Genomic DNA, 24,108 nt, shown 5'->3' with positions numbered 1-24,108 from the left:
CTGCTCCGCCCGGCCACGCCGGGAGCGCGCCAGTACCGGCCAGCGGCAACGCTGGCCGACCCCTCATTACTGCGTGCGTTCCGGTGCGGCCGGGCTGGCAGGTGTATTCGCGCTTGTCTTGACAGGCGCCGCCTTGTCGAACACATTCGCCTCGTACCACAAGGTCACGAACAGCACCATCACGACGGGGCCGATGAACAGGCCCACGAGGCCCAGGGTTTCCACGCCGCCCAAAATGCCGAACAGCACGGCCAGGAAAGGCAAGCGGGTAGCGTTGCCGATCATGCCGGGACGCACGAAGTGATCGGCCACGAACAGCACCACGGTGCCCCATGCGGCCACGCCGATGGCGGCGCCCACATTGCCCTGGAACACCAGCAAAGCGGCCGCGCACAGGTAAGCGAGCGGCGCGCCGAACGGGATGATGGCCAAAATACCGGTGGCGAACGCCCACAGGGCCGGCGACGGCAAGCCGGCAATCGCATAGGCGAAGCCGATCAGCACGCCTTCGGCCAGGCCCACGAGCACCAGGCCATTGACGGTGGCGCGGATGGCCGTGGGGATCTTTTGCGCATAGCGGCCCCAGCGTTCAGGACGCAAAAAATGGCTGCCGACGGCCGTGATCTGGCGCGTCAGCGCTTCGCCATCCTTGTAAAAGAAAAACAGGCATAGAAAGGCCAGGCCGAAATCGACCAGGCGGTGGAAGACGTCCGCGCCCAGCACCTTGAGCATGTCGCGCGCGGAATGAAAACCGCCCACGGCGCTGCCCGCAAAGAAGTGGCCGAGGCCGTGGGGCTGGCTCAGGGTGGCTTGCCACCAGTCGCCGATGGCGCTGCCGGCCAGCGGAATGTGCGCCACCCAGTCCGGCACGGGCAAGCCGTCCGTATTCGCATGGACGACGAAATTGGCCAGCACGGGCACTTCGCGCGCCGCCTGCGCCACGCCGAACAGCACGGGGATGATGAAGATGCAGGCGAACGCCAGGGTCAGCACGGCCGCCGCGATGATGGTGCGCTGGCCCAGTGCCGCGCGCACGCGCAGGTACAGGGGCCAGGTGGCCACGCACAGGATGCCGGCCCATACGAGCGGCAAAAAGAAACGCTGCATGACGAAGGCCGTCACGGCGATCAGGGCCAGGGAAAAGCCTGCGCTGACGATGTCGCGCTGGGTATCGGTCATACCACTCCATTCGTGCCCGGCGCCGGGAAGCGCGACGGGACTTAGCTACGCGCCAGTTGCGCAGGCGTAGCGTAACACGGAGCCATGGCGATTTATACGAGGCCCAGCTCCACCGGCTTGACGCCGGCAAACACATGATCGAGTTGCGCCGGCGTCAAACCGAAGGTGCGGCGCAGCAAGCCGCCCAGCACGGCGCGGTATTCATTGAGCACGGGCATGTCGCGGTTCTGGAACAGCGTCGCCTGCGAAATCGCCACCTGCTCACCCGCCACCTGCTTGCCCTTGATGCCGCCGCCGAGCACCCAGAACACGCTGCCGTGGCCATGGTCCGTGCCGCGGTTGCCGTTTTCGCGGAAGGTGCGGCCAAATTCGCTGACGACGACGACGACGGTATTGCGCCATTCGCTGCCCATTTCCTGGGAAAACGCGGCCAGGCCCCGGCCCAGTTCGTCGAAGCGCCCCGCCAGGTAGCCATTCGCGCCGCCCTGCCCCACGTGCGTATCCCAGCCGCCCACGTCGACGAAACCGAGGTTGTATTTGTCCTTCATCAAGCGCGCGATGCGCTGCGCTTCCAGTTCAAAGCCCTTGGTACTGATGGCGTTGCGGTTGGCCGCCTGCATTTCTCCCGTCAATTCCCGGCTCACGTCCTCGCGCACGGCAAAGCCCGCGCTGACCGGTTGCTGCAGAGGCGTGCCCTTGTACATCGCCGCGATGAGCTGGCTTTGACGCGCATCGATACCGGACTTGCCCACGGAGCGCAGCCCCATGTTCGGCACTTGCACGCCGCCCTGGAAGATCAGGGGCAGCTGGTCCGTGAAGGAAATGGCGTGCTTGCCGCTATTGAGGCTTTGCGCCAGCCGGTTCAAAAAGCCCGAGCGGAAATCGCGGCGCCCGCCCAGTTCCTGTCCCAGTTCGATGCTGTCCTGCGTCTCGAAATGGCTGCGCGTCAAATCCGTCGTGCCTGCAAACGGAATGAAGGCCGCCTCGCCGCCCGTGAACATGGGATAGATGGTCTCGCGCAAGGCCGGATGCAGGGCCCAATCGCTATTCAAGGCCAGCGCGCCGTTGTCCGCACCCGGTTTCGCGATGGCGATATTCGGCCGCGATGCATAATAAAAATCGCTGCCGATGGGCACCAGCAGGTTGTTCGCGTCATAGCCGCCGCGCAGGAAGACGAACAGCAGCTTCGCATTCGTGGCGGGCGCGGCCAGCAAGCCGCCCGAGTGCGACAACAGGGGCGCGGCGGCCAGGGCTTTCAACAAGTCACGACGGTTCATGGCGATCCTTTCAATCTAGCGGTGCATCATTTCCGGCGAAGAGAGCAAAAATGTATTCCACTCCTGCGGCGAGGCGGCCTGGTCCAAGGCCTGGCGCGTGGCGGCACTCAAGGTCGGCTGTAGCGACTGGTAGTACAGGGCGCTGGCCAGCTGGGGAAACGCGACCTTTTCCTGTGGCTGCGGGCCGTCCGTCTTGAACAGGCCGGCGCTGCCCGAACCGATGGTGCGGGCGATATCGAAACGCGTCGTCATCTGGCCGGGGCTGGCCCAGGACGCATCCGTGAGCGGATAGCCGTCCGGCGTCTGGCGCCCGTACAGGGGCTGTCCCATGCGCGCGAGCCAGCTCAGCATGGGACCGGCGTTGAGGATGGGCTTGTCGTCATAGCTGAGGCGCACGGCCGACACCACGTAATGCATGGGGTCCTTGAATTTCTTGCCCAGCGACTGCCTGAACTCGGGGCTGCTGAACATGGTCTGCAGCACGTCGGCGATCATGCCGTCGCTGTGCTGGAAGGTGGCCGCCATGCGCGCCACCAGCGCTTCTGGAGGGTTATCTCCCACGAAATACTGGGCCAGCTTGCCGCTGATAAAGCGCGCGGTGGCGGGACTGCGGCTCAGGCGGTCCAGCGCTTCATCGAGTTCGGCCAGTCCCCGCCCCTTCACCGTTTGCCCGAGGAATTGCTTATCGCCGTAATCGTGGCGGTTCGGATTGAATTCGAACAGGCCCCGGCGCACGTATTGCGATTGCAGCGCCGGTTTCACCTTCGGCATATCCGTGCCCAGGTTGACGCCCACGCCGGTGAGGATACGCGCCAGTTCCTGCACGTCGGTCTGGCTATAGCCCCCGTTCACGCCCAGGGTATGCAGCTCCATCAGCTCGCGCGCATAGTTTTCATTGATGCGCTTGACGGCGTTGGCTTCATTATCGAGGTAGCGCAGCATGGCCGGGTGGTGGACGGTCGCGCCCAGCAAGTCGCGGAATTTCCCCAGGGCATGCGGCGCGATGGCGTTCGCCTCGTAATCGCCGACCATGGCGCGCAAGTTGTGCTTGCCCTGGTGCACGCTGAAATGGTTGAGCCAGAACCAGCTCAGCTGCTGCTGCAGCTGGTTCGGCGAATACACGTCGAGCAACAGCGAGCGCGTGGCCGCCTCGCGCGCCAGGCGGTTCAGTTCCTGCTGGTACTCCTTTTGCGCTTGCTGCTTCGCCATGTCGTCCATGACGCCGGCCGACTCCTTGCGCTTTTGCTCCACGGACATGACGAGCTGGTCGAGCGGCACCTGGCTGATGGTCATGGCGTCGATCTGCGCCTGCACGGCGGGCGGCAGGCTCGTTTTGCCTGGGTGTAACTGCGCCTGCAGGTAAGCGTTCCAGCCTTCCTTTTGCACCTGGCGCACGCTGCCGCCGTTCACGCCCCAGCTGACGCGCTCGAGCATCGCGATGCCTTGCGCGGCATTGTCGGGCGCGGCGACGGCATGCTGCGCGGCCGGCGGCGCCGTCGCGGCACAGCCGGCCAGCAACAGCAGGGATATCAAGGTCGTCGGCAATAATCGGTTCGGGCTCATGGCAATCTTTCAAGCGGTTTCAACCAGAATGCCTGAGGGTACGCCCAGGTTGACCCGCGCATGATTGCCATTTGCAACGAGTTGTAATCAAGCGGGCGTGTTCGCCAGCCGATCGCGCGCGGGCGCGGGCACGTTAGTAATGAACAATCTCGGATAAAATGTTATCGAGAGAATGGCGTACTGCAATGGCAGCTGCGTATTTTCTCTTAAACCAGACATTATCCATACAATACGTCCACATTAAAAATAAATGAAAATATTATTTATCGCCGCATCAGGAATCTTATCGTTCATTCAAACGCCCTTATCCTTCGCCGAGAATCTGAATGGAAAAACCCTGTATGTGCAGCGATGTGCCGTGTGCCACGGAGCAGAGATCAAGGGAACCGGGCCATTGGCGAATAAAAGCAATCCCCCTACACCGGATCTGACAACGGCCGCTTTTAAAAAACGCCTGAAGGATTATCCGGGCGTGATCGTATCGTCGGTCATACTGCGCCCCAATGGCGATTTGATTCCAAAGACCTTGAAAGAGAATGGCGTCAAGATCGCGCCATACGCCTGGCGGGTAAAGGATTTTCGCGATTTGAATCAATACATGAGTGATGTGATTTTCAAAAACCGCTGATCTTGAAATCAGCGGAGTACACCTCGCGCAGGAATAATCCGAAATCAATTATCCTGTTTGAGTAACTCCACGCACTGATCCCGCAGGAAGTCGCGCAACTGCAGCACCAGCGGCGTCACCTGCGCCCGGTGCGTGCAGACCAGGTGCAGGGGCGTCGCCTCGCCCGCCACGTCAGGCAACAGCGCTTGCAGGCGGCCGGTGGCCAGGTCGCCAGCCACGTCGAGCCGCGACTTGTAGGCGATGCCCAGGCCCGCCACGGCCCAGCGGCGCACGAGGTCGGCGTCGTCGGCGCTGCGGTTGCCGCTCACCTGCACGGTGACTTGCTCGCGCTGGGGCAAGCGGTAAAAGGTCCAGCGGTCGTGCAAGCCGTCTTCCAGCGCGAAGCGCAGGCAATTGCGCTGCGACAAGTCTTGCAGCGCCAGCAAGGGGCCATGCTCGCGCAGGTAGCCGGGCGAGGCCACCAGCACCCGGTCGTTGGCGGGCGCGATGGGCATGGCGACCATGCTCGAATCATCCTGCTGGCCATAGCGCAGGGCAATGTCGACTTGCTGACGCACCATGTCGGCCACCCGGTCGCTGACGCTGAGCTGGTAGTGCAGTTTCGGATGGCGCGCCTGGAATGCGTCCAGCCAGCCCAGCATCAGGTTGCGGCCCAGGTCGGAAGGCATGGCAATTTTCAAGGTTCCGCCGAAACTGTCCTTGCCGGCCAGCAGTGCGTCGTGGCCCGCGCGCAGCAGGCGCAGGGCTTCGCGCGCATGCTCCAGGTATTGCGTGCCTTCCGGCGTCAGGCTCAGCGAGCGGGTCGTGCGGGCCAGCAGGCGCAAGCCCAATTCCCCTTCCAGGCGCTTGACGGCGGCGCTGGCCAGCGCGGGCGAGATGCCGATCTCGCGCGCGGCCGCCGACAAACTGCCCCGGTCAGCCGTGCGGACAAACACCTGCAAGTCATCGAGTCGCAGCAATTTTCAGCATTCCTTTGAAAGTGTTTCGGTACGCGCCCTCTTTTTCGCTGGCGAGAAAATGGCCATGATACGTCATCAAGCCTGTATGGCGTAGGTCGGATGAGGTCCAAAGGACCGTAATCCGACAACATTGTTGGCGTGGCCGATGGTGGTGTCGGATTACGCGCGGTACAGCCGCGCTAATCCGACCTACCCGACTCCATCACTGTTTTACCAAAGGAAGAATATGAAAGCCATCGCCTACCACCACAGCCTGCCCATCACGGATGCCGACGCCCTGCTCGACATCGAGCTGCCCGTGCCCGCCGCCACGGGACGCGACCTGCTCGTCGCCGTCAAGGCCGTCTCCGTCAATCCCGTCGACACCAAGGTGCGCCAGAACCGCGCGCCGAAAGACGGCCAGCCCGAAGTGCTGGGCTGGGATGCGGCCGGCGTCGTCACGGCCGTCGGCCCCGACGTCACCCTGTTCCAGGTGGGAGATAAAGTCTGGTACGCGGGCGCCATCAACCGCCCCGGCAGCAACAGCGAATTTCAATTAGTCGACGAGCGCATCGTGGGCCACATGCCGGCCAGCCTCGATTTCGCCCCGGCCGCCGCCCTGCCGCTCACGGCGATCACGGCGTGGGAATTGCTGTTCGACCGCCTGCAGATCAGCCGCGACAAGAGCCTGACCGGCAAGTCGCTGCTCGTGATCGGCGCAGCGGGCGGCGTCGGCTCCGTGCTGGTGCAACTGGCGCGGCAGTTGACGGGCGTCACCATCATCGGCACGGCCTCGCGCGCGGAAACGGCCGATTGGGTCAAGCAACTGGGCGCCCACCACGTGATCGACCACAGCCTGCCGCTGGCCGCCGAAATCACGCGCCTGGGTTTACCGCCCGTCGATTACGTGATCAGCCTGAACCAGACGGACAAGCATTTCGAGCAGATCGTCGAACTGATCGCGCCGCAAGGCAAGTTCGCCCTGATCGACGACCCCGAGCACATCGACGTGCGCAAGTTCAAGGGCAAGAGCGTGTCCTTGCACTGGGAACTGATGTTTACCCGTTCGCTGTTCCAGACGCCGGACATGGTCCAGCAGCACGCCTTGCTCGAGGAACTGGCGCAGCTGGTGGACGCCGGCATCATCAAGACCACCGTGGCCGAGCGCTTCGGCACGATCAACGCGGCAAATTTGAAGCGCGCGCATGCCCTGCTGGAGAGCAATACGGCGAAGGGAAAAATCGTCCTGGAAGGTTTTAACTGATCAGGTAATCAAAATGGCCCGAAAATCATTGACATTCGTCAATGTCGGGCCCGTAATCACACTATCTCCCAGCGCCTGGAAGAAGCCGTGTCCATCGTTGTTGTCGAGGCTATCGCGGGGCTTGATGCCCTGCGCCCAGGCACGCTGCAGGGTGTCGGGCGCGAGATAAGCGCCGGCGATGTCTTCCTGGCCGTCGACGCCATCCGTGTCGCCGGCCAGCGCGTGGATGCCCTCGTGTCCGTCCAGCGCGATGCCCAGCGCCAGCAAAAATTCCACGTTGCGTCCGCCGCGGCCCTTGCCGCGCACGGTGACCGTCGTTTCGCCCCCCGACAGCAGCACGCACGGGGCGGGAAACGGCTGGCCCCGCATCGCCGTTTGCAGCGCGATGCCGGCCATGACTTTGCCCACGTCGCGCGCCTCGCCTTCCAGGCTGTCGCCCAATATATACGGCGTGACGCCGGCCGCGCGCGCCACGGCGGCCGCCGCCTCGAGCGCCATCTGCGGCGTGGCGACCAGGGTCGTGCGCGTGCGCGTCAGGCGCGGGTCACCGGGTTTCACGGATTCGCCGCGCCCGCTTTCCAGCGTTTTTCTTATGCTGTCCGGCAAGTCCATGCCATAGCGGCGCACGATGGCCAGCGCGTCCTCGCACGTCGTCGCGTCGCCCACCGTGGGGCCGGACGCGATATCGCCGAGCTTATCGCCAGGCACGTCGGAGATGGCCAGAGTGATGACTTGCGCCGGATGGCAGGCGGCTGCCAGCCGGCCGCCCTTGATGGCGGACAAATGGCGGCGCACGCAATTCATTTCGCCGATGGTGGCGCCCGACGCCAGCAGCGCGCGGTTCAACGCTTGCTTGTCTTCCAGGGTGATGCCGTCCAGGGGCAAGGCCAGCAGCGACGAGCCGCCGCCCGAGATCAGGCACAGCACCGTGTCGTCCGCCTGCAGATTGCCCACCAGGTCCAGCATGCGCCGCGCGGCCGCCATGCCGGCCGCATCCGGCACAGGATGCGACGCTTCCACGATCTCGATGCGTTCACAGGGCACGGCATAGCCGTAGCGCGTGACGACGAGGCCCGACAGCGGCCCCGGCCAGTGCCGCTCCACGGCTTGCGCCATGGCGGCCGACGCCTTGCCGGCGCCGATGACGATCAAGCGTCCCTTGGGTGCGGGCGGCAGATGGGGCGGTATGCAGTGCGATGGCTGCGCCGCCTCGACGGCGGCGTGGAACATGGCTTGCAGCAATGCGCGCGGCGCGGGGGGCGTCGTCATGGTGTTCTCCTCGGGTATCCGAAGCCGATCATAGCAGGGACGGCGCTGCCCGGAGACTACAATGGCGGCTTGATCACGAACAGGAATGCAATGAACGACGCCATCGAATGGACCAGTCTTGCCCGCACTTTCGGGCTGTTTACCGTCACGGCCGTGGCCGAACTGCTGGGCTGCTACCTGCCCATGCTGTGGTTGAGCAACAAGGGCAGCGCCTGGCTGCTGTTGCCGGCCGCCCTCAGCCTGCTGGTCTTCGTGTGGCTGCTGACCCTGCATCCGGCCGCCAGCGGCAGGGTCTACGCCACGTATGGCGCCGTCTACATCGCCACGGCGCTGGGATGGCTGTGGCTGGTGGACGGCGTCACGCCCGCCTGGACGGATGTGACGGGCGTGGGCCTGGCCCTGGCCGGCGCCGCCGTGATTGCCATGGGACACAAGGCAGCATAATTACGCCGCGTGCTGGCGGAAATTCGTTTCCGCCGACCAGGCCGCGCTGGCGCGGGCCAGCAGCACGGCTTCGCCATCGGCCAGCCAGTCGTCCGCGTCGGCAATCTTCCACATGGCTTGCAGCAGCTTGCGGCGCAAATCCGGGTCCGTGATCTCATCGAGCAGGCTGTCGATCACGCCATGGGCCAGCTGCACGGCGCCATGCACGGTCGACGTCAGCATGTCGTCGCACAGGTCTTGCAACAGCTGTTGAAAAGCGGCCGGCGCCAGGTCGATATGCTCGAGGATCTTGCTGCGGTGCATGGCTTGCAGCTCGGCGCTGGCCAGGTTGCCGTCGACCACCATCATCAGGGCCAGGATACGTCCCGCTGCCTGGGGACTGTTCGTTTCATAGGTACGCATAATCTTTACTTTCCATTGTAAGTTTAAAAAGCGCGCCACCGCCTTGCGGGGCGCGCCGTACTGCAGTTTTACTCTGTTTATTTCTTGTCGCTGCGGGTGATGAATACGCTCGCCACGCAGCTCGACACGATCAGCACCGCCACCACCAGCAGCGACGCTTCCACCGGCACGTGGTACCACGGCATGATCAGCATCTTGGCGCCGATAAACACGAGCACCATCGCCAGGCCATACTTGAGCATGTGGAAGCGGTCAGCCACGTCCACCAGCAGGAAGTACAAGGCGCGCAAGCCCATGATGGCGAACAGGTTCGACGTGAAGACGATGAACGGGTCCGTCGTGATGGCGAAGATCGCCGGGATCGAGTCGACCGCGAACACCAGGTCCGTCACCTCGATCAGGATCAGCACGAGGAACAGGGGCGTGACATAGCGCAAACCGCCCTTGGCCACGAAGAAACGCTCGCCGTGGTCGCCGTCCGCCACCCGCAAGTGGCGGCGGGCAAAGCGCAGCACGGGATTGTTCGCCACGTCCGGCTCCGCATCGGCCGCCACCAGCATGCGCATACCGGTAATCAACAGGAAGGCGCCGAACAAGTACAGCACCCAGCTGAACTCGCTCACCACCCAGGCGCCGGCCATGATCATCACGGCGCGCATGACGATCGCGCCCAGCACGCCGTAAATCAAGACGCGGCGCTGGTACTGGATCGGCACCTGGAAGGCGCTGAAGATCAGCAGGAAGACGAACACGTTATCGACCGACAGGGCTTTCTCGATCAGGTAGCCGGAGAAAAACTCCAGCGCCTTCTGGTTGGCGATCTCGGGTCCGGCCGTGCCGTTCAGATACCACCACAGGCCGCCGTTGAACAGCAGGGCCAGGCTGACCCACACGAGCGACCACGTCGCCGCTTCCTTGACACTGACCTTGTGCGCCTTGTTGCCGCCGAAGACGAACAGGTCCAGCGCCAGCATCAGCAGGACGAATACGATGAAGCCGGCCCACATGGGTGCCGTTGCAATACTCTCCAGGCCGTTCATCGGCGGCCTCCGCAACTGTCTGTCTCTATCCTGATGCCCATGGCACTCTCCTTGCATGAATTGAGCAGTCATCATAGGCTGAATATAAACATCGAACAAATCGAATATAATTTATGAATACATCGAAAAATTCGATGTATTAATTTGCCGGGAACAAACATGTCCACACTCAACTTCAAGCACTTGCGCTATTTCTGGATGGTGGCCAAGACGGGCAGCATCGCCCGCGCGGCCGAGCAGCTGCACCTGACGCCGCAATCGATTTCGGGCCAGCTCAGCGACTTTGCCGACACCCTGGGCGTGGAACTGTTCCGCCGCAGCGGGCGCAAGCTGGAATTGACGGACACGGGCAGACGCATCCTCAGCCATGCGGAAGAGATTTTCAGCACGGGCGACGAATTGCTGGAAATCGTGCGCGACCAGTCGCGCACGGCGACGACCACGTTTCGCGTGGGCTGCGCCGATTCTGTGTCGAAACTGATCGCCTGCCGCCTGGTCGAACCGGCGCTGGGCCTGGCCGAACCGCTGCGCATGATCTGCCGCGAAGGCCGGCTGGCCAGCCTGCTGGCGGACCTGGCCGTGCACCGGCTGGACCTGATCATCGCCGACCGCCCCATGCCGTCCCATCTGAGCGTGCGCGGCTACAACCACCTGCTGGGCGAAAGCGGCATGACCCTGTTCGGCACGCCGGCGCTGGCCGCCACCCTGGAAGGCGGCTTTCCGCTATGCCTGAACGGCGCGCCGCTGCTGCTGCCGGGCGAGGATTTCGCCATCTATGGCCGCCTGCTGCAATGGCTGGGCGACAACCATCTGCACCCGCGCATCGTGGGCGAGTTCGACGACAGCGCCATGATGCAGGCCTTCGGCCAGTCCGGCGCCGGCCTGTTCTTCGCCCCCACCGTGATCGCGCCCCAGGTGTGCGAACAGCATGGCGTGGTGGCGCTGGGCCGGGTCGACAGCCTCGTCGAGCAAGTGTATGCGATCACCACGGAGCGGCGGCTGAGCCACCCGGCCACCGTCGCCATCAGCCAGAGCGCGCGGCGCGAACTGTTCGTGTAGTAGTTCCACAACTGAAGTTCCACAATTAAAACCCCGTAAATACATTTGAGCAAATACATCTATATAATGGCAAGCCTCCCCGACGCCCTGCGCGCCCCTTCCTGGACTTGCCGCAATGAAGCACTTGCACGACATCCCCTCTGCCTTCAAGCATGAATTTGCCAACCCGCGCCTGTGGTGGTCGCGTGCCGTCGTCGTCGGCATGGCCGCCGTCGCGGGCCTCGTCGTCGTGGGCTTTACGTGGCTGGCGGAAACAGCGCTCGATTGTTTTCTCTTTTTTAACGGCAAGGCCTGGTGGTTCGCCCTGCTGTGGACACCGGCTTGCGCCGCCCTGCTCGTCTGGCTGACGCGCCGCTATGCCGTGGGCGCGGCCGGCTCCGGCATCCCGCAAGTGATGGCCACGCTGGATCCGGCCGTGGCACCGGAGCAGCGCTCCTTGTTCGTGTCCCTGAAACTCAGTGCCGCGAAGATAGTCCTGACGGCGGGCGGCTTGCTGGGCGGCTTGTCGCTGGGGCGCGAAGGGCCGTCCGTGCAGATCGCCGCCGGCGTGATGCTGGCCGCGCGCCGCTGGCTGCCGCGCCATTCGCAGGTGAGCGCCCATTCGCTGCTGGTGGCGGGCGGCGCGGCCGGCATCGCGGCTGCCTTCAACACGCCGCTGGCGGGCGTCATGTTTGCCATCGAGGAATTGTCACGCTCGCCCGAGCAACGCAACAGCGGCCTCATCGTCGCCGGCATCGTGCTGGCCGGCATGATGGCCGTCTCGATCCACGGCAACGCCACCCACTTCGGCATCATCCACCCCGGCCCCATCGGCCTGGCGCTGGCCCTGCCAGGTTTACTCGTCACCCTCGTGGCGGGCGTGGCCGGCGGCCTGTTTGCGCGGCTGCTGCTGGCATCCGCCCGGGGCAATCCGCTGGGGAAATTATCGGCGTGGAGAACAGGCCGGCCCGTGCTGTTTGCCGCCGTCTGCGGTTTGCTGGTGGCGGCCATCGGCATCGCCAGCCACGGCGCCACGTTCGGCAGCGGCACCGTGGCCACGCGCGCCATGCTCGAAGGCGCGTCCGACGTGGCGCCCGCCTTTGTGGCCTTCAAATATGTGGCGACGTGGCTGACCGTCTGGTCGGGCGTGCCGGCCGGCATCTTCGCGCCATCCCTGGCCATCGGCGCCGGCATCGGGCATGACATCGCGCAATTGCTGCACTATCCGCATGCGCCCGCCCTGATCGCGCTGGGCATGGTGGGATTCCTGGCCGCCGCCACGCAGGCGCCGCTGACGGCGTTCATCATCGTCATGGAAATGGTCGATGGCCACGGCATGGTGCTGAGCCTGATGGCCTGCGCCGTGGTGGCCAGCACCGTCTCGCGCGTGCTCAGCGAACCGCTGTACGGGGCGCTGGCGCAGCTGCAGCTGCAACGGTTGCCGCTGCAGCTGCAGGTTGGCCGGGACACTACATCGTAAACGGAAACGGCTGCATGCCCGCCTGCCTGTCATCGGGGGCGACGACGGCCAGCAAGGCGTTCAAGCCCTGGTTCAGGTGCGCCAGGCTGTCGGGGTCCAGCTGGGCCAGCGCGCTCGGCAGCAAGCCGCGCGCCGGCTGCGGCGCGCCGGCGATCACGGCTTGCCCTTCCGCCGTCAGGGTCAGGGTGACGACGCGCTGGTCAGGCTGGTCGCGCGCCTTGCGCACATAGGTTTTTTTCACCAGCGCCTCGACCAGGTTGCTGGCCGTCGTCTGGTGTATCGACATCTTGCCGGCCAGCTCGCCCATGCGCAGGCCCGGCCGCTCCAGCAATTCCTGCATCACCCACAGTTGCGCGCCAGACACGCCGCATTGCTTCTCGATCTGCGCCGAGTGCCGCTGCGCCGCGCGCATGACGACGCGCATGTTTTGCAAGGCCATGCCCTGCGCTCTGGCCACCACCGAAATGTCCGCTTCCACCACCATTGCCTCCGTTATCGTCCCGGCTGCGCGCCTGCTGGCGGGCCGGAATCCCTGCATGATACCTGCAAAGGCGGGGAGATTCCTAGCGCATGGGGACTGGCTCTCCAGCTTGCCAAGCCTGCTCCAGCACCAGCTTGCCAGCCGGGTCCCACTGGCGCTCGATGCCGTGTTTCTTGTCATGTTCATACGGCACGACCTGCTGCGGGCTGCCGTCCGCGTACCAGGTCTGCAGCAAGCCATGGCGCTGGCCGTCGCGCATGGGCGTGACACTGGCGCGCACGCCGTTGTCATGCCATTGCGTCACGTCGCCCTGCTCGCGCCCTTGGGCATCCTGCTGCCAGGCAACGGTCGGCTGGCCATTGCTGCCCCACTTCTGCATGCTCAGCAGCTTGCCCTTGCGGTACAGCGCTCTCTGCGCCAGCTGACCATTGTCATGGCTATCGAACGACCAGCCGTCGGGCTCGCCATGGCGCCACATCGTGCTGGCGACTACCTTGCCGTCGGGCGCCAAGGTGACGGCCTCGCCATCCTGCTGGTCATGGATGAAATGGCTGCGCTGGAACAGCTTGCCGTCGGCGTAAAACACTTGCTGCAGCCCATGCATCCTGCCGCCTTTCAGGAAGGCGCGGCTGCTTACCTTGCCATTCGGGCCATACGACACATACTCGCCATCGGCCATTTGCTGGCCGTGGTAGCGGATGCGGTTCATCAGCTGGCCATTCTCATGGTAAGACTCGACAATACGGTCGCGTCCGTTCGGCAGCAGGGTCACCTTTTGCTTGAGCTGGCCGTTGTCATAGAACGATGTGCCGCCAGCCAGCGCCTGCGCCTGCGCCGCCAGCGGCAGCACCGTCATGAGCGCTGCCAGCAGCGCCAGGCGCATTTTCTGTGCATACCGCATGCGCCCCCCTACTGCGCCGCCACGGGCTGGCCATCCTGCCACGTCTGTTCCAGCACCAGCTTGCCCGCCTTGTCCCACTGGCGCTCGATGCCGTGCTTCTTGCCATGCTCATACGGCACGATCTGCCGCAGGCTGCCATCGCTGTACCAGGTCTGCAGCAAGCCGTGGCGCTGGCCTTCGACAAACGGGGTCACGCTGGCGCGCACGCCGTTGGCATGCCAGTCGGTCGTGTCGCCGTGGTCGCGCCCCTGCGCGTCTTTCTGCCACGCAAACTTGGGCTGGCCATTCGGCCCCCACGTTTGCAAGCTGAGCACGGCACCTTTCCGGTACAACGTCTTGTTCGAGACGACGCCATTACCATGGCTTTCAAACGACCAGCCGTCGGGCTGGCCGTGCACCCAGACGGTCCGGGCCAGCACCTTGCCGTCCTCGGCAAGCATGACAAACTCGCCCTCGCGCTGGCCATCGACGTGCCGTCCCCTTCGGAACAGTTTGCCATCCGGATAAAACGATTCCTCCACGCCATCCATCTGGCCATTGCGGCGATACGAGCGGTTGCTGACGGCGCCATTCGCGCCATACGACACGTGCTCGCCATCGGCCATCTCGTCGCCGTGGTACAGCGTGCGGCTCATCAATTGGCCGTTCTTGTGATACGTTTCCGAGATGCTGTCGCGCCCGTTCGGCAGCGGCGTGACCTTCTGCTGGATCTGGCCATTCTCGAAGTACACGCAGCCGCCCAGCAGCTCCTCGCCCTGGGCATTGAAGTAGGTTTCGCGCAGCAGCTGGCCATTCTCGTGGTAATACTTGCGAAAACGCACGAACCTGATCTGACTCAGGTCCAGGTCCGTGGCATAGGTTTCAAAGGCCAGCACGCCCGGCGTGTCGGGAAATTCGAGCCGCACATGCCAGGCGCCCAGCGACTCGTCGCGCACGGGCGGCGTGCGCAACGCATACACGGCGCGGCGTTGGTTGCTTGGCATGAAATTTTCATCCAGATACATGGTGTGGTCTTCCTCCTGCAAGGTTGGCGTTGGCATTTGCCCTTCGGGCTGTTCCTGAGCCGCCAATGGCAGGGCTGCGCCCATGCCCAGCGCGGCGGCCAGCAGCCAGCGCATCGTCTTGTGATTCTTCATGTTGCTCCATTGTTCATGTTGCTTTGCGGCCACTATCATAAAGGCAAGCGCCGTTCGCCATGGGCACGATTGCCGTCCCAACAATAAAAAACCGGGACCAGACCTGCTGGTCCGGCCCCGGTCCGGGGACATGCGCTGGCGCGGCAAGCGCGCCACACATCAGCCCATGCCATCCTTGACAGGCGACAACTGGCTCGCATGCAGCCGTGCATACGCGCCGCCCTGCTGCAGCAAGGCGGCATGGCTGCCCGACTCGACCAGGCGCCCGCCCTGCATGACGACGATGCGGTCGGCGCTTTCGATGGTGGATAATCTGTGGGCGATGACGATGGTGGTGCGGTTGCGCATCAGCACTTCCAGCGCCGCCTGCACGGAGCGCTCCGACTCCGTGTCCAGCGCGCTGGTCGCTTCATCGAGCAGCAGGATCGGCGCATCCTTGTACAGGGCGCGCGCGATGGCCAGGCGCTGGCGTTGCCCGCCCGACAGGCGCGAACCGTTCTGGCCCGCCTGGGTCGCGTAGCCTTGCGGCAGCTGCATGATGAAATCGTGGGCGTAGGCGGCGCGCGCCGACGCTTCGATGCGGGCCATGTCCGGCGCCGGGTCGCCGTACGCGATATTCGCCGCCATCGTATCGTTGAACAGGATCACATCCTGGCTGACGAGAGCGAACTGGCGCCGCAGGGCCAGCAGCGCGTAGTCGCGCACGTCGACGCCGTCGAGCAAAATCCGGCCGCCGCTGACGTCATAGAAACGCGGCAGCAGGCCCAGCAAGGTCGTCTTGCCGCCGCCCGAGCCGCCCACGAGGGCCACCGTTTCGCCGGCGCGGATGTCGAGCGTGATATCGCTCAAGGCCGTGGGCGCATCGGGGTCGTCGCTGTTGTAGCGGAAGTGCACGTTCTGCAGAGACAGATTGCCCTGCACGGCGGCAGGGGCGATGGTGCCCGGGTCCGGTTCCAGCGGCGTGTCGATCAAACCGAAGACGGACTCGGCCGCAGCCAGGCCCCGCTGCAGCGGCTCATTGATCTTGGTCAGGTTCTTGATCGGCGACTGCATGGCCATCAGCGCGCCCATGAAGGCAACAAAAGCGCCCGGCGTGATGGCGCCGCTTTGCGCGCGCAGCATGGCGAAATAAATCACGGACGACAGGGTAATGCCGACGAGCATCATGATGAAGCCGGAATTCATGGCCGAGGTGGCCGCATGCTTGACGGCCAGCTGGCGGTTGCGCTTGACGACGTTGCCGAAGCGCGCCTGTTCATAGTCTTGCCCGCCGAAGATTTTCACCACGCGCTGGCCGCCGATACTTTCATCGAGCACGGACGTCAGCTCGCCCACGGCTTGCTGCGAACTCTTGCTCAGGTGGCGCATGCGCCGTCCCGCCAGGGTCACGACGATGGCGACGATGGGCATTGAGGCCATGCAGAACAGGGCCAGTTTCACGTCGATGCTAAACAATAAAATCAGGTAGCCGACGGTGGCGACGGAATCGCGCACCATCACGTTGAGCACGTTCAAGCCGGCCTGCGACACCTGGCTGGCGTCGAAGGCCACGCGCGACTGCGTCAGGCTGGTAGTGGTGGTATCGAAGAAGCGGCTGGGCAGGCGCATGATGGTGGCGAACATCTTTTCGCGCAAATCGGCCTGCACCCGGCTCGATAGCCAGACGGAACCGTAATCACCGGCAAAGCTCGACACCATGCGCAGCACGGCCAGGCCCAGGATGGTGGCGGGAATCACCCACAGATCCACCTGTCCCGCCTGTGCCGGCAAGAAACGATCAACCCAGCCCTGCAGCATGCCCATCACGCCGGACACGGGCGCGACCTGCGTGCTGGCCGTCGTGCGCATGGCGTCGACGACGTTTTGCAACTGGCGGATTAACAACACATCGGTGGCGGACGCCACGCCCACGGCCAGCAAAGTGGCGGCAACGATGGCGCCATAGCGGCGAAACTGGCCGGCCAGGCGGAAGAACAGGAGGCGACTTTGCTGCATGCAGGTGAGAAAAGTGAGGGTAAAACGTGATTCTAACCGCTGCCAGACTCACCTATGAGAAAGTCGTCACCTTGCCGGCGCAGGACCGGCAAGGAAAACACGGACGATCAGCTCTTCGCCACTTTCCACGCGGCCGTGCCAGCCTTGCAGACTTTCAGCTTGAGGGTCTGTTCCTGGCCCTTGGCGTTCAAGCCCACCTGCACCTTGCGGCAGGTTTGCGCGTCCGTCTTTTCCGTGTCGCTGGCCGTGATGTCGGCGGCGATGCGCACGGAATTGCGCAAGCCTTCATTGCTCCATTGCACGGTTTCGCCATCCTTCTTGTCGTTGAGCACGTCGGTGACGGCTTTCACGAAGACGGGCTTGTCGTTCTTGTTCAGGTAAGCCATCGGCGTATCGGCCAGGAAACCCAGGCCGACGGCGGAAGCGGAAGCGCTGAAGACGGCGCTGCCCAGTATCAAGGTGGACAGCAGTGTGGCGGGACGAATACGCATGGAAAACTCCTAGTTAAGTAAAAATAGGGACCGCCGGGGCGGCCCTTAGCCGGGATCCGCCGGCGAAATACCCACGGCCAGCAAGGCGTCGATGCTGGGCACGAAATAGATCGCCGACGACAGCGCCGTGGAAAAATCCAGCAGCCTGTCCGTCTTGGTGACGCCATCATAGCCTACGCCGTACATTTGCCGCAGCATGCCCATGGTCACCGTGATGTCCTTGCAGAAACCGACAAACATGACGCCCGCCTCGGTCGCATTGGCGTAATTGGCATTGCGGCGCACGATATCGACTTCCTCGCCATCGCGGATAAACTGGTTGCGGCCCACGTGGGAATCGACGGGCAGCGGCGACAATTCATGGCTGCCGGCCTTGGTGCGGCCCCACACCTGCTCCGCCGCGTGCACGGGCAAGGCGCGCAGGCGCTCCACGTCCATGCGCCATTTCTGCAGCAGCACGGTGGAGCCGCCCGCGCCCGCCTCGCCGTCCGGGATGATGGCCACGCCGTTGGCGCGGAACGGATTCGGATTCGCGACGCCGTCGGCAAAGCCGTCGAAGGTCACGTTATTGTGATACGGAAAACACACCTGCTCGCTGGCCAGCTCGGCGTAAGGGCTCAGCAAGGTGAGCGTCGTGCGCATGCTGTCGTACAGGGTGGCCGCGTTCGATTGCGTGATCCAGACCCAGAAATCGTGCTGGGTGGCCGGCGCCGTCTTGCCATTGGCGCCCACCAGGTCTTGCGCGAACGATGCCATGTTGTCGGGCACGCAGCCGGGGCAAGCGGCGCGCCACAGCTCGGGCTTGAATCCCAGCACCACATTGGCCGTGCCGCCTGTTAACTGATGGTGGCGGTTCAGGGTTGGATCCAGGATGCCCGTGACCTCGGATTCCCACAGTTTTCCCAACACCCTGAACAGCTGCTCCGGTTCAACGCCGGCCTTCACATTGAACTGCAAATGCACTTCGTCGCGCGCGACGACAGACAGCATGCTTTGTGGAATTGCCATGACAGATGTTCCTCTTTTAGTTTTCTCTATGGATATTAAACCAGAAGTGCAGCCTGGGAGTTTCATTTAGGCAACATGCGATAACTGTAACTATAGGTCGTCATAAATTGAACGATAATGCAATGACGTAGAGCAAGATTCAAGAATGGATACCAATGAAATTGTATGAAAAGCTCGTCAGCGACATCGAGCAACTGGTGACCAAGGGCGTGCTCTTGCCCGGCGAACGCATACCCTCCGTGCGCCAGACCAGCCAGCAGCACAAGCTGAGCATCACCACGGTGCTGCGCGCCTACGTCAAGCTGGAAAGCATGGGCGTGATCGAAAGCCGGCCCCAGTCCGGCTACTTCGTGCGGCCCCGCGCCGACGGCGATGCACAGCCGGCCGACCTGTGCATGCAAGCCTCCCAGCCGAGCACCGTGCCTGCCGAAGTGCACGTCAGCCGCCTGGTGCTGTCGACCCTGCGCTCGATCGGCTTGCACGACGCCATCCCGCTGGGCTCGCCCTACCCCGACCCTTCGCTGTTTCCCTGGGAACGCATCAATCAGTATGCGGGCGCCGTGGCGCGCCGCAACCGCGAGTGGAACATGACGGACGACCTGCCGCCGGGCAACCCGCAGCTGATCCGCGAAATCGCCCGCCGCTACATGGAAAACGGCCTGGCCGTCGATCCCGACGAAATCATCGTCACCGTGGGCGCCACGGAAGCGATCAACCTGTGCCTGCAAGCCGTGGCCAGGCCGGGCGACACCATCGCCGTCGAGTCGCCCACCTTCTATGCCATGCTGATGGCCGTCGAACGGCTGGGCATGAAGGTGGTGGAAATCTCCACCGATCCGTACGACGGCATCAGCATCGAAGCGCTGGCCGACATCATGGCGCGGCAACCGATCGCCGCCGTCATGGTGATGCCGAACTTCCAGAATCCGCTGGGTTTCCAGATGTCCGACCAGCGCAAGCGCGCGCTGTATCAGCTGCTGGAACAGCACGACGTGCCCGCCATCGAAAACGGCGTCTACAACGAGCTGTATTACGGCGACGCCCACCCGTCCTCGCTCAAGTCCTACGACCGCAAGGGCCTGGTGCTGCACTGTTCCTCGTTTTCCAAGAGCCTCAGCTCGGCCCAGCGCGTGGGCTGGGCGCTGGCCGGGCGCTACCGGGGCAAGGTGGAGGAACTCAAATTCCTCAACACCCTGGCCACGTCCTCGTTTCCGCAACTGGCCATCGCCGAATACCTGCAAAACGATGGCTACGAACAGCATCTGCGCCGCACCCGCAAGGCCTACGCCCAGCAGGCGCGCATCATGGCGGCCGCCGCGCTGCGCTTCTTTCCTGCTGGCACCAAAGTCTCGCAACCGCAAGGCGGCTACGTGCTGTGGGTGGAGTTGCCCGGCAACGTGGATTCGATGCAACTGTACCGGCGCGCGCTGGAATGCAAGATCACGGTGGGTCCGGGGCGCATGTTTTCCGTCAGCCAGGCTTACAAGCATTGCATACGCCTCAACTACAGCTATCCGTGGAGCGTGGACGTGGAACAGGCGATCATCCTGCTCGGCAAACTGATCACCGAGTTTTTGTAAACCATTCACCCGCCCACCAGCGACATGCGCACGGTGGGATACTGCTTGCGCTGGGCGCCGCCGGCCTGGGCCAGCGCGCCGCGCACTTCCGAGTAGCGGTCGCCACGGCGCTGCCAGTGCCGGCGCAGCACGGTTTCCAGCCCTTGCTCGGTATCCAGATGGGGTCGCAGGTCGAGGCCGTCCTGGGCGAACAGGCAAGTAAACAGCTTGCCATCGGACGAGACGCGCACGCGGCTGCAGTCGCCGCAGAACGGCTGCGACACGCTGGAAATGAAACCCACTTCGCCGCCGCCATCGAGATAAGTGTAGCGGCTGGCCGTTTCATGCGAGATCGGCTTGCCTTCGCCCAGCGATACGAGGGGAAATTCCGCCGCGATCAGCGCGCGCGCCGCGTCCGACGTGACGACGTGCGTGCGCGACCAGGCGCCGATGCCGCCCACGTCCATGAATTCGATCAGGCGCAGCACCACGCCCGTGTGGCGGAAATGGCGCGCCAGCGGCACGATCTGGCTGTCGTTGACGCCTTTCTGCACGACCATGTTGACCTTCACGGGATGCAAGCCGACGGCTTGCGCTACCTCAATGCCGTGCAGCACTTTCTCGACGGGAAAATCGACGCCGTTCATGCGCTGGAAGATGCCGTTATCCAGGCTGTCGAGGCTGACGGTGACCCGCTCCAGGCCAGCGTCCTTCAGCGAGCGCGCCTTGGCGGCCAGCAAGCTGCCATTCGTCGTCAGCGCGATGCTGACGGCGCGCCCGTCCGGCGTGGTGAGTCGCGCCAGCATCTCGATCAGCTGTTCCAGGTTCTTGCGCAGCAGCGGTTCGCCGCCCGTGATGCGGATCTTATCCACGCCCAGGTGCACGAAGGCGCGCGCCATCGTTTCGATCTGCGCGAAGGACAGGCGCTCGCTCGATGGCAGGAACGGGTAATCGCTGGGGTACAGCTCGGCCGGCATGCAATAGGTGCAGCGGAAGTTGCACTGGTCGATGACGGAAATGCGCAAGTCCGTCAGGGGACGGCCCAGCATGTCCACGCACGGCGCGATATGGTCTGGCTGCCGGAGTGCTGGCTGCGGATACAGGATGGTGTTCATTGTGCTTCCCCCTTGATGTGCATTCGTCAGGACGTAGCATAGGGCGAATGGGGGCAGGCCAGGAGGTACAGTCCAGCGCCGGGCGATAGAGTACAGATGCGGCTTTACTCTGCTGGCGGCGGCGCGAACACGCTGGAGCACAGCTGCGCGCCCGCTTCGCTCAGCAGCGCACTGCCGCCGCCGCTCTCCGCCGTCGTCACGTTCACCAGTTGCGCGCTGGACAGCGCATTGAGCTGGCGCAACAAAGTGCTCATCTGTACCCCTGCCCGCTTGGCCAGCTTGGCCAGCGACCACGGTTTATCGGGCGCCTCCTGACGCGCCTCCCACAGCAGCGCCAGCAGCGCTATCAGCGCCGCGTCGATTCCTTCTTCCTGTTGCATAGTGTTCCTCGTTGAAGGCTGGAAATGCGCAATGCACTTCCCTCGTTTGCATCATAAATCAGCGGCATGGCGGGTGCGATGCAAATCGGCGCATGCCCATCTGTACTCTGTTTTTTTGTCCGGAACTGTGCGCCTACGGGGCAGTCCGCCGCCCCTACCATGTGATTGTCCCATCGCATATCACCAGGAGAGTCATCATGAGCAAGCCAAAGTCCGACGCGCGCATCGCGCCCTACACCCATGCCGCGGCCGGCTGGGGAGCACTCAAGTACGTGGCCATCAACCTGTTCAAGGAAAAAGTCAGCGCGGGCAATTACCGCTCGCTGTTCGAGCAAAACCAGCCCGACGGCTTCGACTGTCCCGGCTGCGCCTGGCCCGACCGCGAACACGCGTCGACGTTCGAATTCTGCGAAAACGGCGTCAAGGCCGTGGCCGCCGAATCGACGAGCAAGCGCGTGCGCCCCGAGTTTTTCCAGGAGCACACGGTCACGGAATTGATGGAGCAGTCGGACTATGATCTGGAACAACATGGCCGCTTGACGGACCCCATGGTGTACGACGCGGCCAGCGACAAATACCAGGCGATAGCCTGGGACGATGCGTTCGCCCTGGTGGCGCACCATTTGCACGCGCTGGACGACCCGAACCAGGCCGCCTTCTACACGTCGGGCCGCGCCAGCAACGAAGCGGCCTTTTTGTATCAGCTGTTCGTGCGCGCCTACGGCACGAATAACTTCCCCGACTGTTCCAACCTGTGCCACGAAGCGACCAGCCGTGGCTTGCCGGAAACCGTCGGTATCGGCAAGGGCACGGTGCTGCTCGACGATTTCGAGCATGCGGACACCCTGCTGCTGTTCGGCCAGAACCCGGCCACCAACCACCCGCGCATGCTGGGCGAATTGCGCGAAGCATCGCGCCGCGGCGCCACCATCGTCTCCATCAACCCGCTGCATGAACGGGGCCTCGAGCGTTTCACCAGCCCGCAGCATCCGCTGGAAATGCTGACGGGCGGCAGCACGAACATCTGTTCGCTGTTCATCTGCCCCACCCTGGGCGGCGACTTCGCGCTGATCAAGGCCATGGCCAAGCGCGTCGTCGAGCTCGATGATGACGCCATCGCCCACGGCCAGGAGCGCGTGCTCGACTGTGCCTTCATCGCCGAGCACACGAGCGGCTTCGACGCCTTCGCCGCCGACCTGCGCGCGGAAAGCTGGGACTTGCTGCTGGCCGAATCGGGCGTGGCGCGCGACAAGATCGAAGAATTGACGCAGATCTACGTGAAGGGCAAGGCCGTCATCGCCACCTGGGGCATGGGTGTGACGCAGCACAAGAATTCGCTGGCCACCGTGCAGATCCTGTCGAACTTGATGATGATGCGCGGCAATATCGGTAAGCGCGGCGCGGGTCTGTGCCCCGTGCGCGGCCACTCGAACGTGCAGGGCGACCGCACCATGGGCATCGAGGAACAGCCGACCAAGGAATTCCTCGACCGCCTGGGCCTGGTGTTCGGTTTTGAACCGCCGCGCCACCACGGCTACGACGCCGTCGGCACCATCGAAGCCATGCTGGAGAAAAAGGTGAAAGTGTTTGTCGCCCTCGGTGGCAATTTCTCGATGGCCACGCCGGACACGCCGCGCACCTGGGACGCGCTGCGTTCGTGCGACCTGACGGTGCACATCGCCACCAAGCTCAACCGCAGCCACCTCGTGCACGGCAAGGATGCGCTGATCCTGCCTACGCTGGGCCGCACGGAAATCGACGTGCAGGGCGGCGTGGCACAAGGCGTGACGGTGGAAGACTCGATGAGCATGGTGCACATCTCGTTCGGCATGAACCAGCCCGCCTCGCCCAATCTGCGCTCGGAAATCGCCATCGTGGCCGGCATGGCGCAGGCGACCGTGGGCAGCGAGAAGATCGACTGGCTGCGCTTTTCCGGCAACTATGCGCTGCTGCGCGACTCCATCGAGCAAGTATTCGACGACTTTTTCGACTACAACTTGCGCATAGCCAAGCCCGGCGGCTTCCACCTGGAAATCGCCTCGCGCGAACGGGTGTGGAAGACGGCCAGCGGCAAGGCGCAATTCCTCGTCAACGCCGTGGAACGCGATACGCCGATCCACCGCGCGCGCCAGCAATATGGCGAGCGCCTGATGGTGCTGATGACGACGCGTTCGCACGACCAGTACAACACGACGATCTACGCCATGGACGACCGCTACCGCGGCGTGTTCGGCCAGCGCCGCGTCGTCTTCATCAACAAGGACGACCTGGCCATGCTGGGTTTTGCGGCCGGCGACTGGGTCGACCTGATCGGCGTGTGGCATGACGGCATCGAACGCCGCGCCGACCGCTTCCTGCTGGTCGAGTACGACATTCCGCGCGGCTGCATCGGCGCCTACTACCCGGAAACCAATCCGCTGGTGCCGCTGGGCAGCGTGGGCGAAGGCTCGCGCACGCCGACCTTCAAATCCATCCCCGTGCTGCTGGCGCCGTCGGCCGCCGCCAGCTGAACAGGAGAAC

At 63.9% G+C, this 24,108-nt stretch carries 22 protein-coding genes; 7 read left to right on the top strand and 15 right to left on the bottom strand.

All coding sequences use genetic code 11. From position 1 onward, the window contains the following. Positions 1 to 66: 66 nt before the first annotated feature. The 3 genes from D9M09_RS06785 to D9M09_RS06775 all read right to left on the bottom strand — a co-directional run bounded on the left by D9M09_RS06785 (position 67) and on the right by D9M09_RS06775 (position 4,019). Positions 67 to 1,179, bottom strand: a complete 1,113-nt coding sequence (locus tag D9M09_RS06785) for an AI-2E family transporter (RefSeq protein WP_099409913.1) — start codon at positions 1,177 to 1,179, stop codon at positions 67 to 69. 92 nt (positions 1,180 to 1,271) lie between these two features. After that, positions 1,272 to 2,456 carry a DUF1501 domain-containing protein gene (locus D9M09_RS06780; protein WP_121668901.1) on the bottom strand — a complete coding sequence of 395 codons (1,185 nt, stop codon included), beginning with the start codon at positions 2,454 to 2,456 and terminating at the stop codon, positions 1,272 to 1,274. A 15-nt stretch (positions 2,457 to 2,471) separates the two neighbouring features. Beyond that, complete coding sequence (locus tag D9M09_RS06775; RefSeq protein ID WP_121668900.1) at positions 2,472 to 4,019, bottom strand: DUF1800 domain-containing protein; 1,548 nt, start codon at positions 4,017 to 4,019, stop codon at positions 2,472 to 2,474. A 250-nt stretch (positions 4,020 to 4,269) separates the two neighbouring features. On the opposite strand from D9M09_RS06775, the gene D9M09_RS06770 reads away from it, so the two are divergent. Next, a complete protein-coding gene (locus tag D9M09_RS06770) occupies positions 4,270 to 4,647 on the top strand; it encodes a c-type cytochrome (protein WP_121668899.1) in 378 nt (125 codons plus the stop codon). A gap of 44 nt (positions 4,648 to 4,691) precedes the next feature. Here D9M09_RS06770 and D9M09_RS06765 read toward each other — a convergent pair whose 3' ends face one another. Further along, the gene (locus D9M09_RS06765; protein ID WP_121668898.1) at positions 4,692 to 5,606 is read right to left on the bottom strand and encodes a LysR family transcriptional regulator; all 915 of its coding nucleotides are present in this window, start codon (positions 5,604 to 5,606) and stop codon (positions 4,692 to 4,694) included. A gap of 226 nt (positions 5,607 to 5,832) precedes the next feature. Between D9M09_RS06765 and D9M09_RS06760 the strand changes: the two genes are divergently transcribed. Further along, the gene (locus tag D9M09_RS06760; protein WP_121668897.1) at positions 5,833 to 6,849 is read left to right on the top strand and encodes a zinc-binding alcohol dehydrogenase family protein; all 1,017 of its coding nucleotides are present in this window, start codon (positions 5,833 to 5,835) and stop codon (positions 6,847 to 6,849) included. Here D9M09_RS06760 and D9M09_RS06755 read toward each other — a convergent pair whose 3' ends face one another. Continuing rightward, positions 6,850 to 8,118: a glycerate kinase type-2 family protein gene (locus tag D9M09_RS06755; RefSeq protein ID WP_121668896.1), complete on the bottom strand. Its 1,269-nt coding sequence runs from the start codon at positions 8,116 to 8,118 to the stop codon at positions 6,850 to 6,852. Positions 8,119 to 8,208: 90 nt separating this feature from the next. Here D9M09_RS06755 and D9M09_RS06750 point away from each other — a divergent pair, with 90 nt between their 5' ends. Then, positions 8,209 to 8,562 carry a YnfA family protein gene (locus tag D9M09_RS06750; RefSeq protein ID WP_070312982.1) on the top strand — a complete coding sequence of 118 codons (354 nt, stop codon included), beginning with the start codon at positions 8,209 to 8,211 and terminating at the stop codon, positions 8,560 to 8,562. Here the strand turns inward: D9M09_RS06750 and D9M09_RS06745 are convergent, their stop codons facing one another. Then, the gene (locus D9M09_RS06745; protein ID WP_121668895.1) at positions 8,563 to 8,964 is read right to left on the bottom strand and encodes a TerB family tellurite resistance protein; all 402 of its coding nucleotides are present in this window, start codon (positions 8,962 to 8,964) and stop codon (positions 8,563 to 8,565) included. Positions 8,965 to 9,041: 77 nt separating this feature from the next. Beyond that, positions 9,042 to 10,004: a TerC family protein gene (locus D9M09_RS06740; RefSeq protein ID WP_070224888.1), complete on the bottom strand. Its 963-nt coding sequence runs from the start codon at positions 10,002 to 10,004 to the stop codon at positions 9,042 to 9,044. 159 nt (positions 10,005 to 10,163) lie between these two features. Between D9M09_RS06740 and nhaR the strand changes: the two genes are divergently transcribed. Together nhaR and D9M09_RS06730 are read left to right on the top strand one after the other, a co-directional pair. After that, entirely contained in the window at positions 10,164 to 11,063 is a 900-nt protein-coding gene (nhaR, locus tag D9M09_RS06735) for a transcriptional activator NhaR (RefSeq protein WP_121668894.1), read from the top strand. Between the two features lie 115 nt (positions 11,064 to 11,178). After that, positions 11,179 to 12,522 (top strand): chloride channel protein, encoded by a 1,344-nt coding sequence (locus D9M09_RS06730; RefSeq protein ID WP_121668893.1) that lies wholly within the window; start codon positions 11,179 to 11,181, stop codon positions 12,520 to 12,522. On the opposite strand, the gene D9M09_RS06725 is transcribed toward D9M09_RS06730, so the two are convergent. The 6 genes from D9M09_RS06725 to D9M09_RS06700 form a co-directional block, all read right to left on the bottom strand. Further along, positions 12,512 to 13,006 carry a MarR family winged helix-turn-helix transcriptional regulator gene (locus D9M09_RS06725; protein WP_121668892.1) on the bottom strand — a complete coding sequence of 165 codons (495 nt, stop codon included), beginning with the start codon at positions 13,004 to 13,006 and terminating at the stop codon, positions 12,512 to 12,514. The genes D9M09_RS06730 and D9M09_RS06725 overlap by 11 nt on opposite strands. Positions 13,007 to 13,085: 79 nt before the next feature. Then, positions 13,086 to 13,904, bottom strand: a complete 819-nt coding sequence (locus tag D9M09_RS06720) for a toxin-antitoxin system YwqK family antitoxin (RefSeq protein ID WP_121668891.1) — start codon at positions 13,902 to 13,904, stop codon at positions 13,086 to 13,088. Between the two features lie 8 nt (positions 13,905 to 13,912). Continuing rightward, positions 13,913 to 15,040 (bottom strand): toxin-antitoxin system YwqK family antitoxin, encoded by a 1,128-nt coding sequence (locus tag D9M09_RS06715; RefSeq protein WP_162995601.1) that lies wholly within the window; start codon positions 15,038 to 15,040, stop codon positions 13,913 to 13,915. A 159-nt stretch (positions 15,041 to 15,199) separates the two neighbouring features. Further along, on the bottom strand, positions 15,200 to 17,035 hold the full coding sequence (msbA, locus tag D9M09_RS06710; RefSeq protein ID WP_121668889.1) for a lipid A export permease/ATP-binding protein MsbA: 1,836 nt from the start codon (positions 17,033 to 17,035) through the stop codon (positions 15,200 to 15,202). Positions 17,036 to 17,142: 107 nt separating this feature from the next. Next, a complete protein-coding gene (locus D9M09_RS06705; protein ID WP_070224881.1) occupies positions 17,143 to 17,526 on the bottom strand; it encodes a hypothetical protein in 384 nt (127 codons plus the stop codon). A gap of 45 nt (positions 17,527 to 17,571) precedes the next feature. Further along, positions 17,572 to 18,534: a Dyp-type peroxidase gene (locus tag D9M09_RS06700; protein WP_162995600.1), complete on the bottom strand. Its 963-nt coding sequence runs from the start codon at positions 18,532 to 18,534 to the stop codon at positions 17,572 to 17,574. A 155-nt stretch (positions 18,535 to 18,689) separates the two neighbouring features. On the opposite strand from D9M09_RS06700, the gene D9M09_RS06695 reads away from it, so the two are divergent. Beyond that, positions 18,690 to 20,114 (top strand): PLP-dependent aminotransferase family protein, encoded by a 1,425-nt coding sequence (locus D9M09_RS06695; protein ID WP_070312990.1) that lies wholly within the window; start codon positions 18,690 to 18,692, stop codon positions 20,112 to 20,114. Between the two features lie 5 nt (positions 20,115 to 20,119). Here the strand turns inward: D9M09_RS06695 and moaA are convergent, their stop codons facing one another. Together moaA and D9M09_RS06685 are read right to left on the bottom strand one after the other, a co-directional pair. Beyond that, positions 20,120 to 21,208: a GTP 3',8-cyclase MoaA gene (gene moaA, locus D9M09_RS06690; protein ID WP_121668888.1), complete on the bottom strand. Its 1,089-nt coding sequence runs from the start codon at positions 21,206 to 21,208 to the stop codon at positions 20,120 to 20,122. Positions 21,209 to 21,312: 104 nt separating this feature from the next. Continuing rightward, positions 21,313 to 21,588, bottom strand: a complete 276-nt coding sequence (locus D9M09_RS06685; protein ID WP_121668887.1) for a helix-turn-helix domain-containing protein — start codon at positions 21,586 to 21,588, stop codon at positions 21,313 to 21,315. 197 nt (positions 21,589 to 21,785) lie between these two features. Here D9M09_RS06685 and D9M09_RS06680 point away from each other — a divergent pair, with 197 nt between their 5' ends. Continuing rightward, positions 21,786 to 24,098, top strand: coding sequence for an FdhF/YdeP family oxidoreductase (locus tag D9M09_RS06680; RefSeq protein ID WP_070312993.1), 2,313 nt, complete (start codon positions 21,786 to 21,788; stop codon positions 24,096 to 24,098). Positions 24,099 to 24,108 lie beyond the last annotated feature (10 nt).

Source organism: Janthinobacterium agaricidamnosum, from assembly GCF_003667705.1.
GTDB lineage: Bacteria > Pseudomonadota > Gammaproteobacteria > Burkholderiales > Burkholderiaceae_D > Janthinobacterium.
The sequence above is the reverse complement of the archived record's forward strand: the minus strand, read 5'-3'. Positions and strand labels throughout refer to the sequence as shown.